Raw genomic sequence first — 13,825 nt, 5'->3', positions numbered from 1 at the left:
ATGGCTGAAGAAGTTATTATTTTCGCGCGCTCCCTTCCGTTCCACCATCTTGGTGGCATGGAAGTCGTGGCATGGGATCTTGCTTTGCAACTACAGATAAAAGGGTTCGATGTTAAGGTTATCACGACAGATTTTGATGCAGAGGTTCCTGCTTCAGAGCATCTTCCTGAAATCATTAAGATTAAAAATATCCCGAGGGCTGCGTATTCGAAAGGATGGTGGTCTGAAACAGAGAAGTTAGCAGAGTGCTGGAGCAATAAAGAAAATGTCCGCGCGGTGATAAGCATCAGTGCCGGCGCGTTTAGTACGCTAAAGTATAAAAAGCTGTTTCCTGAAGCGAAGTTTATTATGCAGGCGCACGGGACGTCGGTCGGGGAATTCGTTTCCAAACTGAAAACCCGGCAGATTAAAAAAATCCTGTCCAGTGTAAAAAACGTACACGGTTTTTACTTAGATGCTATGCATTATTCCCACTTCGACTGGGTTGTGGCGGTGGGGGAAGCTGTCCGGGCTGATTTAACGAATTTCCCGACTCGTCTTATCTGTGATAAGAACAAGGTGGCGAAGATTGAGAATGGCATTGATGAACAGCTTTTCTCCGATGCGATTTCGCAAAAAGTCGCCTTGCGGGAGCAACTGGGCATCGCGCCTGATGCGCTGGTATTTTTGTCTGCTTCACGTTTGCATGAGCAAAAAGGGGTGGATAAAAACATTGAGCTGTTTGCACAGGTCAAAAAACTCAAGCCTGATGCAAAACTGCTAGTTTGCGGTAATGGCCCCTATGAACCGCAGCTGCGGAAGAAGGTTGACGAGCTTGCATTGAGCCAGGACGTGCTGTTTATGGGCGCGAAAACCAGAAATGAATTAGCCACTCTCATGCAGTGTGCCGATCTCTTTTTGTTCCTGACGAAAAGAGTGGAAGGGTTACCCTTAAACGTGCTTGAAGCCATGAGTGCAGGATTGCCATTAATTATCTCTGAACATCTTACATTTACCGCAGGTGAAAAGATTTTCAAATGTAATCCGAATGAAATTCCTACAGGACAAGTGCTTGCTTATATTGATACGGTTAGCAACATGGAAAGAGAATCATATATTCCCGTTAAAAACACACTGAGTTACGCCGTGGGTGAATATATTTCATTATTTCAAAGAATCTCTAAATGAAAAAAGCTATTAGCCAGTTACTTGGCGGAAATATGCTCTCAAAAGTTCTTGGGTTGGTGCGAGAAGTTTTGATGGCGAAATTTTTTGGTACAGGTGATATCAACGGGGCCTACCGAATTGCCCAGACCGGCACCTTAGTACCCATCAACTTCATGACAAGCGATAGCCTGAATTCAGCATTTATTCCGTTATATAAAAAATATCTCACAGAAAACGAGTTTCGTGCTTCAACGTTCAAGTTGTGCATGTTTATGTTCTTTGCTGTGATTTCGCTGCTGCTATTTTTTGTTCTGTTCTTCTTGTCTGATTATTGGGTCGGTATTATGGCGCCGGGTATTAATGGTAATGCCCGTGAAATGACTAATGAGCTGTTCAAGATAATGGCGATTTGCTGCCCATTCTATCTCTGTTCTGGCTTGATAAACTACATATCAATGGCGCATGGGGACTATAAACCCATGTCCATGCGTGCCTCTATTCAGAACGTGGGGATGCTGTTAGGTGTTGTTGCCGCCTATTACTATAATAATTATTTGTTGTTGGCGTGGGGTTTTACAGGCAGTTACATCGTCTTTAGCTTCTGGGCGGTGATGAGAGCCAAAAAAGGCAACATTCTTAACCTGCCGGAACGTTTTGAGATGGCGGAAGTTAAGCAGGTGATGAATAGCTTCTGGATAACATTACGCCCATTGCTGTTGCTGCCCCTGATTCTTCAGGGAAACATCACGCTCGAAAGGGCGCTGGCGTCGTTACTCAGTATTGATGTGGTATCCGGTCTGGATTATGCCCGCTTTATTACCGACACCGTCACCTTCATCCTTTCGGTACCTATTGCTTTTGCGGGTTTACCTGTCTGGTCCTCGCAATCCACTGAAGTTGTCCGTGAGAAAGTAACCACGATATATAACTGGCTGGCACTGCTTTCGATGAATATGTCCTTTTTCATCTTTATGTATGCCAGGGATATTGTTGAGTTGCTCTTTATGCGCGGTCAGTTTAATGAACACTCTGTGACCGTCACAACTGACATCATCCAGGGGATGTGTATCGGACTCTGGGCGCAGGTTATCGGTTACATTTTCATTAAAGCACTCAGCGCCCATCTTAATAATAAGCAGGTCCTGATTGTGATGATCGTGGCACTGTTGAGTAACGCACTGGTTAACCTGGCTACATACAAGATTTGGGGCGCATTTGGTCTGGGGATCGGTAACTCTATTTATGGACTGGTCATGTTCGTATGCAGTGCCTGGTATCTTAAAATTGCGAAAGACCTGATCCCTGCCGCATTGAAGATTGTGCCTGGGCTGATGATATACACATTGTTGCTCCTGGCTTTAGAAAACGTCATTACTGAACCTGGTAATGTGATGGTCAGATTGCTGGTGAATGGCACATTATTTGTGGTGTTTAGTCTGTTATGGGCAATGTTGTTCCCCATGTACCGCGAGGGTATTAAAGGGATTTTCATCAAAAAGGGACTGAGATAACATATTAATCTTATGAAAAATACTACAGACATAAACGACATCGTCGTCTTATCAACAGCAGACTGGGACAACCCTTTCTGGACAAACAAACAGCATGTTGCTGTAGAGCTGGCAAACCGCGGGCATCGCGTGCTGTATATTGAATCTTTGGGGCTGCGCCGCCCAAGCGTGAACAAGAAAGATCTCTCGCGTATCTTCCGTCGCGTATTAAAAGCGATTAAAGCTCCTCGTCAGGTACGTGACAACATCTGGGTCTGGTCGCCAATATCGATCCCGTTCAATAATTATGCGTTTGTCCGTAAGCTCAACAAGTTGATCCTCAGCAGTGCGCTCAAGTTCTGGTGCTGGCGATTGAAGTTCAAAGATGAAACGCTTTGGACCTATAACCCGCTGACCACCCGTTTTCTTGAGCCGAGTGATTTTGGTTACGTTGTCTATCATTGCGTGGATGAAATTAAAGCGCAGCCGGGAATGCCGGTAGATATCCTCCAGGATGCGGAAGAAGAGCTGGTACGTCGCGCAGATATCACCTTCGTGACTTCCCTGACGCTGCTAAAATCAAGGCAGAAATGGAGCGATGAGGTTTATTACTTTTCGAATGTGGCCGACTATAACCACTTTTCTACCGCGCTTGACGAGAATTTGCCTGTACCCGCAGACCTGAGCCAGATCCCGGAGCCAAGAATTGGTTTCATCGGTGCAATCAGTGGCTATAAAGTTAATTTCTCGCTGCTGGAAGAGATAGCGAAGGCGCATCCGGAATGGTCTATCGTGATGATCGGCGACGTCGGCGAGGGTGACCCGAATACCGATGCGACTCAGTTAACCCGTCATAAGAATATTCATCTGATTGGCCCACGATCGTACCAGCAGTTACCGGGGTATTTGAAAGGGTTCACGGCAACGTTGTTGCCGAACAATTTGAATGAATACACCGCCTCGATGTTCCCAATGAAGTTCTTTGAATATCTGGCTGCGGGGAAGGCCGTTGTGAGTGTGGACTTAGCGTCATTATGTGACTTTAAAGACTATGTTCGTATCGCTCACACGCCAACAGATTTTATTTCAGCACTGGAAGATATTACGTCAGGGAACAGGATTTCTGTTGAGAAATGCCAGGAACTTGCGCAGCAGTATACTTACCAGTCACGTACTGAAAAAATGTTTAAGTTAATTGATGAGAAGCGTAATGAAAGTAGCAATCGTTCATGAGTGGTTCAGTTCCTATGCCGGTTCTGAAAAAGTAGTTGAGCAAATTCTGCGTTGCTATCCAGAAGCGGATGTATTTGCCGTATGTGATTTTTTAAAACCAAAAGACAGACATTTTCTGAATAATAAAAAAGTCGCGACGACCTTCATCCAGCGTTTACCTTTTGCCGCTAAAAAATTCCAGTCCTACCTGCCATTGATGCCGCTGGCAATCGAACAACTTGATATGTCCGCTTATGATGTGGTGATTTCAAGTAGTCATGCGGTGTCTAAAGGGGTGATCACGGGGCCGGACCAGATCCATGTTTCTTATGTTCACTCACCAATCCGCTATGCGTGGGATTTCCAGCATCAGTATCTGCGTGAATCAGGCTTAAACAAAGGCCTTAAGGGTTGGCTTGCTAAGTATCTGCTGCACAAAATCCGTATCTGGGACTACCGTACAGCCGCGGGTGTTAACCATTTCATTGGTAACTCGCAGTTTATTGCCCGCCGTATCAATAAAGTTTATGGCAGACAAGCGGACGTTATTTATCCGCCAGTGAATACGGATAAGTTTGAGTTCAGCGACAGCAAAGAAGACTTTTATCTGGCCGCATGTCGTATGGTTCCTTATAAGCGTGTCGATCTTATCGTCAGCGCGTTTGCCAAAATGCCGGATAAAAAACTCATCGTTATCGGCGATGGTTCAGAAATGGACAAGATTAAGCAACTGGCAACCAGCAATATCACCTTACTGGGTTATCAGGATGACGCGGCGCTGGTGGACTACATGAAGCGTGCAAAGGCGTATGTCTTTGCTGCGGAAGAAGACTTTGGTATCTCTCCTGTCGAGGCGCAGGCAAGTGGCACACCTGTTATCACCTATGGCAAAGGCGGATGCCTTGAAACCGTTAAGCCACTTGGTAGCGAAAAACCAACGGGTCTGTTCTTCTTCGAACAAACGGCGGAGTCCATTTGCGACGCTGTGAATACTTTTGAGAAATACGCGAGTGAAATTAAGCCGGAAGATTGCCGCGAACATGCGTTGAGCTTCTCTGAGCAACGTTTTCGTGATGAGATTAGCAGTTATGTTGATAATGCCTGGGCTCAATACTCTGAGTCATTGATTAACACCCAGGCTGCCAGAGTGCAGAACGGCTATACTCACCCCGAGAAATAATGACCACGGGCATAAATCAGATGATTTATGCCAGGGAATGAATAATGAAAAGTAGCGTATTTAAAGATCAAAAGAGAGAGTTTATATGTCGGGCAGCATTAATTGTGTCCGATTTTTTCTGGCTTAATATTTCGTTAGGCCTGTCTTTTTTAACTATCATGTTTTTTATTGGCGATTTAAATACTTTTATGCCAATTCGTCAGATTGATGTCCGACTGCTGTCGCATCTGATCCTGACTGCGTTATGCGTCTTTTGGTTTGGTGTTCGTCTGCGTCATTATGCGCAGAAAAAACCTTTCTGGTCTGAGTTGAAAGAAACACTGCGTACCATTGTCATTTTTTCAGTTTTTGACCTGGCGCTGGTTGCGTTCTCCAAGTGGCACTTCTCACGCTATATCTGGGCCTATTGCTGGATGTATGCCATCATTATGGTGCCAGTATCACGGGAAATAACCAAAGTTCTGTTGGATAAACTGGGCTACTGGAAAAAACGTACCGTGATATTAGGTGCAGGGCGTAACGCCCGGGAAGCCTATTATGCCTTGCAAAGCCATGAAGTCTCTGGCTTTAAAATCGATGCGTTTTGCGATTTTGATGCAACGGCAGATATGATGGAAGAGTGCCCAGTTATTAAAGATGAAGCCACTCTTCTCACCCAGTACAATGCTTTTTCGACCCAGTTCGTTGTCGCTTGCGATTTTGATGAAAAAGATAAATTTGAAAACTGGTTACGCTTCTTAGCCAAACATAAATGCCGTAACGTTATTATCATTCCTTCGCTGCGAGGATTCCCGCTTTACGGTACCAGTATGTCCTTCATCTTTAGCCATGAAGTATTACTGTTGCAGGTTCATAATAACCTCTCTAAAGCGACCTCGCGTTTTATCAAACGAACCTTCGATATCGTCTGTACGTTAGGTATTCTTCTTGTTTCATCGCCACTGTTTGTCTACCTCTGGTACAAAGTTTCTCGTGATGGCGGCCCGGCAATCTACGCCCATACCAGGATTGGCCGTCGTGGTAAGAAATTTGATTGCTACAAATTCCGCTCAATGGATATCAACTCTAAAGAGATACTCGAGAAGCTGCTTGAAAGCGATGCTGAAGCCAGGGCCGAGTGGGAAAAAGATTTCAAACTCAAGGATGACCCACGCATAACGGCTATCGGCCGCTTTATTCGTAAAACAAGCCTCGATGAATTACCACAGCTATTTAATGTGCTCAAAGGTGAGATGAGCCTGGTTGGCCCGCGTCCGGTTATTCACGAAGAGCTTGAACGCTATGCTGATGATGTTGACTACTACCTGATGGTGAAGCCGGGGATGACCGGGCTATGGCAGGTAAGTGGGCGTAACGATGTTGATTACACCACTCGCGTGTACTTCGACTCCTGGTACGTGAAAAACTGGTCATTGTGGAATGATATCGTCATCTTATTCAAAACCGTAAACGTGGTTCTGTTCAGAAAAGGGGCTTATTAATTTACAGCGCAATCCACCGTTAACAGGGCTGATTTTGATATCAGCCAGTCACCGCGCCCTTTTTGAAGGGGACGTTGCGGGTAGGGCGAGCAACCCAGGGTTGCTTGCGTTTGCGCCTGAGTCTCCTTTGATTAAATGACTGAAAGTGAATGAAATATGAAAATACTCGTAACAGGTGGCGCAGGATTTATTGGGTCCGCCGTTGTTCGTCATATTATTAACAATACTCAGGATTCGGTACGTGTCGTAGATTGCTTAACCTACGCTGGCAACCTTGAGTCCCTGGCATCCGTAGAAAATAATCCTCGTTATTCATTTTCGCGTACGGACATCACCGATGCTAAAGGTATTGGCACACTTTTCAGTGAGTTCCAGCCTGATATCATCATGCATCTGGCCGCAGAAAGTCATGTCGATCGCTCTATTGATGGCCCGGCAGCTTTTATCCAGACCAACGTGATTGGCACTTTTACGCTGCTTGAAGCGGCGCGTAACCATTACGCATCACTGGACGGTAAACAGAAAGACTCTTTCCGTTTCCACCATATTTCAACTGATGAAGTATTTGGCGATCTGCATGATGCTGAAGGCCTGTTCACTGAGCAAACGGCTTATGCACCGAGCAGTCCATATTCCGCATCGAAAGCAGGAAGCGACCATTTAGTGCGTGCATGGAATCGTACCTATGGTTTGCCAGTGGTGATCACCAACTGTTCCAATAACTATGGCCCGTATCATTTCCCTGAAAAACTGATCCCCTTGATCATCCTTAATGCGCTGGCGGGTAAGCCTCTGCCGGTGTATGGCAATGGTGAACAGGTCCGCGATTGGTTGTATGTCGAGGATCATGCCCGTGCACTTTACAAAGTCGCAACCGAAGGCAAAGAGGGGGAGACATACTGTATTGGTGGTCACAACGAGCGCAAAAACATCGACGTGGTGAAAACCATTTGCGCCATTCTCGATAAAATTATTGATAAAAAGCCCGCGAATATTCTCAGTTTCGCAGAGCTGATTACCTTTGTGGCCGACCGTCCAGGACACGATCTTCGCTACGCCATTGATGCCAGCAAAATTAAGCGCGAACTCGGATGGGTGCCGCTGGAAACGTTCGAAAGTGGCATAGAGAAAACGATCAACTGGTATCTCACCCACGAAGGTTGGTGGCAGCGGGTGCTTGATGGCTCCTATGCTGGCGAGCGTCTTGGTCTGAGCAAATAATCGAGGTATAGCGCGATGAAAGGAATTGTATTAGCGGGTGGGTCAGGAACCCGTCTGTATCCAATCACACAAGGTGTGTCGAAACAGTTGCTCCCGATTTACGACAAACCGATGATTTTCTATCCCGTGTCGGTCCTGATGTTGGCCGGGATCCGCGATATTTTAATCATCACCACGCCAGAAGATATGCCCGCTTTTCAACGTTTGATGAAAGACGGCTCCCAGTTTGGCGTGAATTTCACCTATGCAGTGCAACCCTCCCCGGACGGCCTTGCTCAGGCGTTTATCATCGGTGAGAAGTTTGTCGGCAACGACACGTGCGCCCTGGTGCTGGGTGACAATATTTTCTTTGGCCACGGGTTCAGTAAGAAGCTGGAAGATGCAGCCAGCAAAACCAAAGGGGCTACGGTATTTGGGTATCAGGTACAGGATCCAGAACGTTTTGGCGTGGTGGAGTTTGATGAGCACTACAAAGCAATCTCCATTGAAGAAAAACCACTGAAGCCTAAGTCGAACTGGGCTGTAACGGGTCTCTATTTCTACGATAATAACGTGCTAGATATGGCGAAAGAGGTGAAACCTTCTGCCCGGGGTGAGCTGGAAATCACGACTCTTAATCAGATGTACCTCGAACGCGGAGAGCTGGAAGTGGGGCTTCTTGGGCGCGGATTCGCATGGCTTGACACCGGGAATCACGATAGCCTTATTGAAGCCTCCCAGTACATTCACACCATTGAAAAGCGCCAGGGAATGAAGGTGGCTTGTCTTGAAGAAATTGCATTTCGTAAGAAATGGCTGACGGCAGATGACATCGCTGTTCAGGCGGAAAAACTCAAGAAGACGTCATATGGTCAATATCTGGCAATGTTGATTAAAGAGTAATACCTACCTGCTCACTTATTTGCCCCATTTTCTTCTGTTGATAGCGTTAGCGCACCAAAGGCTATCCATAAGTAACAGGCTTGAGTTAACATCATAGACACATTCAAACTGCATCGCACCGCAGTGATTATCCCCAAGACAGGAGTATGTAATGTCCAAGCAACAGATCGGCGTTGTCGGTATGGCAGTGATGGGGCGCAACCTGGCGCTCAACATCGAAAGCCGTGGTTATACCGTGTCCGTTTTCAACCGCTCCCGTGAAAAGACCGAAGAAGTGATTGCCGAAAACCCAGGCAAGAAACTGGTTCCGTTCTACACGGTTCAGGAGTTCGTTGAATCGCTGGAAACGCCTCGTCGTATCCTGTTAATGGTTAAAGCGGGCGCTGGCACAGACGCAGCCATCGATTCCCTGAAGCCATATCTGGAAAAGGGCGACATCATTATTGATGGCGGTAACACCTTCTTCCAGGACACCATTCGTCGTAATCGTGAACTGTCTGCTGAAGGCTTTAACTTCATCGGTACCGGTGTTTCCGGTGGTGAAGAAGGCGCGCTGAAAGGCCCATCTATCATGCCTGGCGGCCAGAAAGAAGCTTACGAACTGGTTGCCCCAATTCTGACCAAAATCGCGGCTATCGCTGAAGATGGTGAGCCGTGCGTGACCTATATCGGTCCGGACGGTGCGGGTCACTATGTGAAGATGGTGCACAACGGTATCGAATACGGCGATATGCAGCTGATTGCAGAAGCATATTCCCTGCTGAAAGGCGGCCTGAACCTGTCTAACGAAGAGCTGGCTGAGACCTTCACCGACTGGAACAAAGGTGAGCTGAACAGCTACCTGATCGACATTACCAAAGATATCTTCACCAAGAAAGATGAAGAAGGTAAATACCTGGTTGATGTGATTCTGGATGAAGCAGCGAACAAAGGCACCGGTAAATGGACCAGCCAGAGCTCTCTGGACCTGGGTGAACCACTGTCTCTGATTACCGAATCCGTATTTGCACGCTACATCTCTTCTCTGAAAGAGCAGCGCGTTGCGGCTTCTAAAGTACTGTCTGGTCCGCAGGCTAAACCAGCAGGCGAAAAAGCCGAGTTCATCGAGAAAGTTCGTCGTGCGCTGTACCTGGGTAAAATCGTCTCCTACGCGCAAGGTTTCTCTCAGCTGCGCGCAGCGTCTGACGAAAACAACTGGGATCTGAACTACGGCGAAATCGCGAAGATCTTCCGTGCTGGCTGCATCATTCGTGCGCAGTTCCTGCAAAAAATCACTGATGCCTACGCTGAAAATGCCGGTATCGCGAACCTGCTGCTGGCACCGTACTTCAAGAAAATTGCTGACGAATACCAGCAGGCACTGCGTGACGTAGTGGCTTATGCGGTACAAAACGGTATCCCGGTTCCAACCTTCTCTGCCGCTGTGGCGTACTACGACAGCTACCGTGCTGCCGTTCTGCCTGCCAACCTGATTCAGGCTCAGCGTGACTACTTCGGTGCGCATACTTACAAACGCACTGATAAAGAAGGTGTGTTCCACACCGAATGGCTGGATTAATCTGATTTAAACCAGTCTGATAGTCAGGCCCGGTGAAATTCACCGGGCTTTTTTTATCGCGCCGCCCCCTTGTTGACTTGCTTCGTGCAACAAGGCTCTCTCAACGCAGAATAAACCTCTGTATTATCTCACTCCTGTAGCAAGGCATTCGCCTTGACAGCCGATCAACATAAGAGGTAAAAACCTCAACAGTTGTTTATTGCGGTGGTGCGAACGCGCTTCCTGACACTCATACTTGAAGAAGTTGAACGATGAAAATAACAATCTCCGGAACAGGCTATGTTGGTCTTTCAAACGGTATTCTGATTGCGCAGAATCACGAAGTGGTCGCGCTGGATATCGTGCAGGCCAAAGTGGATATGCTTAATCAGAAAGTCTCCCCGATTGTTGATAAGGAGATCCAGGATTATCTTTCCAATAAACCTCTGAATTTCCGCGCAACGACGGATAAAGAAGATGCATACCGCAACGCGGACTACGTCATCATCGCTACGCCAACCGATTACGATCCGAAAACCAACTACTTCAACACTTCCAGCGTCGAAGCAGTGATTAAAGATGTTACGGCGATCAACCCGAACGCGGTGATGATCATTAAATCGACCATTCCTGTGGGCTTCACCAAATCCATTAAGGAAAAGCTGGGTATTGATAATGTCTTCTTCTCGCCAGAGTTCCTGCGTGAGGGAAGGGCGTTATACGATAACCTGCATCCGTCCCGTATTGTGATTGGCGAGCGTTCTGAGCGTGCTGAGCGTTTTGCTGCACTGCTTCAGGAAGGGGCGATTAAGAAAGATATCGCGGTACTGTTTACCGATTCCACCGAAGCCGAAGCGATTAAACTCTTCGCGAACACCTATCTGGCAATGCGTGTTGCGTACTTCAACGAGCTGGACAGCTATGCAGAAAGCCTGGGTCTGAATACGCGTCAGATTATCGAGGGTGTCTGCCTGGATCCGCGCATTGGCAACCACTACAACAACCCGTCGTTTGGTTACGGTGGTTATTGCCTGCCGAAAGACACCAAACAGTTGCTGGCGAATTATCAGGCTGTGCCAAACAACCTGATTTCAGCGATTGTTGATGCCAACCGCACGCGTAAAGACTTCATCTCTGATTCCATCCTTGCACGTCACCCGAAAGTGGTGGGCGTATACCGTCTGATCATGAAGAGCGGCTCTGATAACTTCCGCGCCTCTTCTATTCAGGGGATCATGAAACGTATCAAGGCGAAGGGTGTGCAGGTTGTGATTTACGAGCCAGCAATGAAAGAAGATGAGTTCTTCCACTCCCGTGTGGTTCGCGATCTGGATGCCTTTAAGAAAGAAGCGGATGTGATTATCTCTAACCGTATGGCGGATGAGTTGGCCGATGTGGCGGATAAAGTGTACACCCGCGATCTATTCGGCAGTGACTGATAATAGTTGCAGATAACGCGTAAAAAAATGCCCGGCACTGCCGGGCATTGTTGTTTTTAGACGTTGTAGAAATTGCGATACCAGTCCACAAAGTTCTTAACCCCTTCTTTCACCGAGGTTTGTGGTTTAAAACCAACCACATCCTGAAGTGGTTTGGTGTCTGCGCTGGTTTCCAGCACATCACCAGGCTGTACAGGCATCATATTCTTCTTCGCTTCGGTGCCCAGGGCTTCTTCGAGAGCGGTGATGTAATCCATCAGCTCAACAGGCGCACTGTTGCCGATATTGTAGATATGGTAAGGCGCGGAACTTGACGCAGGGGAACCCGTTTCAACTGTCCATTCCGGGTTTGGCTGCGGGATAACGTCCTGAAGGCGGATGATACCTTCGACGATATCGTCGATGTAGGTAAAGTCGCGCTTCATCTTGCCGTAGTTGTACACATCGATACTGTTACCTTCGAGCATCGCTTTAGTGAACTTAAACAGCGCCATGTCCGGGCGACCCCATGGGCCGTAAACGGTAAAGAAGCGCAGCCCGGTGGTTGGCAGACCGTAAAGATGCGAATAGGTGTGCGCCATCAGCTCATTTGCTTTCTTGGTGGCTGCGTACAGAGACACAGGGTGATCCACTGAATCATCGGTGGAGAATGGCATCTTGCTGTTCAGACCATACACGGAGCTCGAAGACGCATAGACTAAATGCTGAACCTGGTTATGGCGACAGCCTTCCAGAACGTTCAGATGACCAATCAGGTTTGATTCTGCATAAACATGAGGGTTTTCCAGCGAATAACGCACGCCAGCCTGAGCGGCCAGGTGAATCACCCGGTCAAACTTCTCTTCAGCGAAGAGTGCAGCCATCCCTTCACGGTCGGCGAGGTCGAGTTTGCGGAATGAAAAATTCTCAGACGCCAAAAGATCCAGTCGGGCTTGCTTCAGGCTCACATCGTAGTAGCTGTTCAGGTTATCAATACCTACAACCTGATGACCCGCCTTCAGAAGTCGTTCGCTGACGTGAAAGCCAATAAAACCAGCGGCTCCGGTGACCAAAAATTTCATACCAATCCTCTTCAGTAACAAATATCGCGATGCGCTATGCGCAAAAGATGGTGTGCATCATACCGCTAAGTGCCAGGTTAGCAAAACTTCACCTGTGAACAGATAACTCATAGGATTCTTATAGAAAAATCGTCAGTACAGGATAAACTATACAAATAATATTTTTTTGAGCTTTTTACCTGTTAAGGATTGTATGACGCATAACAACAATAACGCGGTCAGCAGAAGCAATGACCCGGAGCAATTTGATTTACTTGATTTAGTAATGCAACTTTGGCGCGGCAAAAAGACAATATTCACCTATGTCGTTGTTGCCATCATTCTGGCGGTTATTTACATCTTTGTCGCAAAAGAGAAATGGACCTCCACGGCGATTATCACCCAGCCAGATGCTGCACAAGTCGCGACATACAACGGTGCGCTTAACATTCTGTATGGTAATGCTGCGCCATCGTTATCGGATGTTCAGTCACGTGTTATCGGTCGTTTTAACGCGTCAATTTCAGCGCTTTCTCAGGCGCTTGATAACCAGCTGGTTCCTGAAAAATTATCCATCGAACCTGCGGTAAAAGGGCAAGCGCTGCCATTGGTCATCACTTATGTCAGCAGTACGGCAGAGGGCGCGCAGAAGCAGCTGAATCAATATATTCGCCAGGTAGATGAACAGACAGCAAAAGAGCTGGGCGTTGACCTGAAAGATAACATTACACAGCAGATTTCAGCGCTAAACGACTCACTTGGAAACCAGCAGAAAGTTGCGCAGGAGCAAAAAGAGCTGCGTATTCAGCAGATTTCCGAAGCGTTAAAATTCGCCCAAGCTGCGAAGGTTGTGACCCCGCAGATCCAGCAAACTCAGGATGTTACCCAGGAAACGATGTTCCTGCTGGGAAGCGAAGCGCTGCAATCGATGATTGACCACGAATCGACGCGCCCACTGGTATTCTCGCCTGCGTATTACCAGACCAAACAGAACTTACTGGATATCGAGAAACTTCACGTTGATCCGTCCACTATTCATGCTTACCGCTATGTCATGCAGCCAGATCTGCCGGTGACGCGTGACAGCCCGAAAAAAGCCATTCTGCTGATTCTGGCAGTGCTGCTGGGTGGGATTATCGGTTCCTGTGTGGTGTTGGTACGCAACGCGTTACGCGGCTACACACCAAAAGCCTGATG

The 13,825-nt window shown here is 47.4% G+C and carries 11 protein-coding genes; 10 read left to right on the top strand and 1 reads right to left on the bottom strand.

Features of this window, described 5'->3' with window-relative positions; all coding sequences use genetic code 11:
• From N1249_RS14210 to ugd, 9 genes are all read left to right on the top strand, one after another.
• Positions 1-1,167, top strand: a complete 1,167-nt coding sequence (locus N1249_RS14210) for a glycosyltransferase family 4 protein (RefSeq protein WP_259830260.1) — start codon at positions 1-3, stop codon at positions 1,165-1,167.
• Entirely contained in the window at positions 1,164-2,657 is a 1,494-nt protein-coding gene (locus N1249_RS14205; RefSeq protein WP_259830258.1) for a lipid II flippase MurJ, read from the top strand. Before N1249_RS14210 ends, N1249_RS14205 begins: the two co-directional genes overlap by 4 nt.
• Positions 2,658-2,669: 12 nt before the next feature.
• A complete protein-coding gene (locus N1249_RS14200; RefSeq protein ID WP_259830256.1) occupies positions 2,670-3,869 on the top strand; it encodes a glycosyltransferase in 1,200 nt (399 codons plus the stop codon).
• Complete coding sequence (locus N1249_RS14195; RefSeq protein ID WP_014070915.1) at positions 3,847-5,028, top strand: glycosyltransferase family 4 protein; 1,182 nt, start codon at positions 3,847-3,849, stop codon at positions 5,026-5,028. The genes N1249_RS14200 and N1249_RS14195 overlap by 23 nt, the downstream gene beginning before the upstream one ends.
• 44 nt (positions 5,029-5,072) lie before the next feature.
• The gene (wbaP, locus tag N1249_RS14190) at positions 5,073-6,509 is read left to right on the top strand and encodes an undecaprenyl-phosphate galactose phosphotransferase WbaP (RefSeq protein ID WP_259830247.1); all 1,437 of its coding nucleotides are present in this window, start codon (positions 5,073-5,075) and stop codon (positions 6,507-6,509) included.
• Positions 6,510-6,665: 156 nt separating this feature from the next.
• On the top strand, positions 6,666-7,730 hold the full coding sequence (gene rfbB, locus N1249_RS14185; protein WP_259830245.1) for a dTDP-glucose 4,6-dehydratase: 1,065 nt from the start codon (positions 6,666-6,668) through the stop codon (positions 7,728-7,730).
• Between the two features lie 15 nt (positions 7,731-7,745).
• Positions 7,746-8,612 carry a glucose-1-phosphate thymidylyltransferase RfbA gene (rfbA, locus tag N1249_RS14180; RefSeq protein WP_259830243.1) on the top strand — a complete coding sequence of 289 codons (867 nt, stop codon included), beginning with the start codon at positions 7,746-7,748 and terminating at the stop codon, positions 8,610-8,612.
• A 151-nt stretch (positions 8,613-8,763) separates the two neighbouring features.
• Positions 8,764-10,170 carry an NADP-dependent phosphogluconate dehydrogenase gene (gene gndA / locus N1249_RS14175; protein ID WP_259830241.1) on the top strand — a complete coding sequence of 469 codons (1,407 nt, stop codon included), beginning with the start codon at positions 8,764-8,766 and terminating at the stop codon, positions 10,168-10,170.
• A 251-nt stretch (positions 10,171-10,421) separates the two neighbouring features.
• A complete protein-coding gene (gene ugd / locus N1249_RS14170) occupies positions 10,422-11,588 on the top strand; it encodes a UDP-glucose 6-dehydrogenase (RefSeq protein ID WP_217188513.1) in 1,167 nt (388 codons plus the stop codon).
• A 56-nt stretch (positions 11,589-11,644) separates the two neighbouring features.
• Here the strand turns inward: ugd and N1249_RS14165 are convergent, their stop codons facing one another.
• The gene (locus tag N1249_RS14165) at positions 11,645-12,649 is read right to left on the bottom strand and encodes an NAD-dependent epimerase (protein ID WP_259830238.1); all 1,005 of its coding nucleotides are present in this window, start codon (positions 12,647-12,649) and stop codon (positions 11,645-11,647) included.
• A 193-nt stretch (positions 12,650-12,842) separates the two neighbouring features.
• Here N1249_RS14165 and wzzB point away from each other — a divergent pair, with 193 nt between their 5' ends.
• Positions 12,843-13,823, top strand: a complete 981-nt coding sequence (gene wzzB / locus N1249_RS14160) for an LPS O-antigen chain length determinant protein WzzB (protein ID WP_259830236.1) — start codon at positions 12,843-12,845, stop codon at positions 13,821-13,823.
• The last annotated feature ends 2 nt before the right edge of the window (positions 13,824-13,825 follow it).

It is taken from the genome of Enterobacter sp. CP102, from assembly GCF_025152625.1.
Classification (GTDB): Bacteria; Pseudomonadota; Gammaproteobacteria; order Enterobacterales; family Enterobacteriaceae; genus Enterobacter; species Enterobacter soli.
The sequence above is the reverse complement of the archived record's forward strand: the minus strand, read 5'-3'. Positions and strand labels throughout refer to the sequence as shown.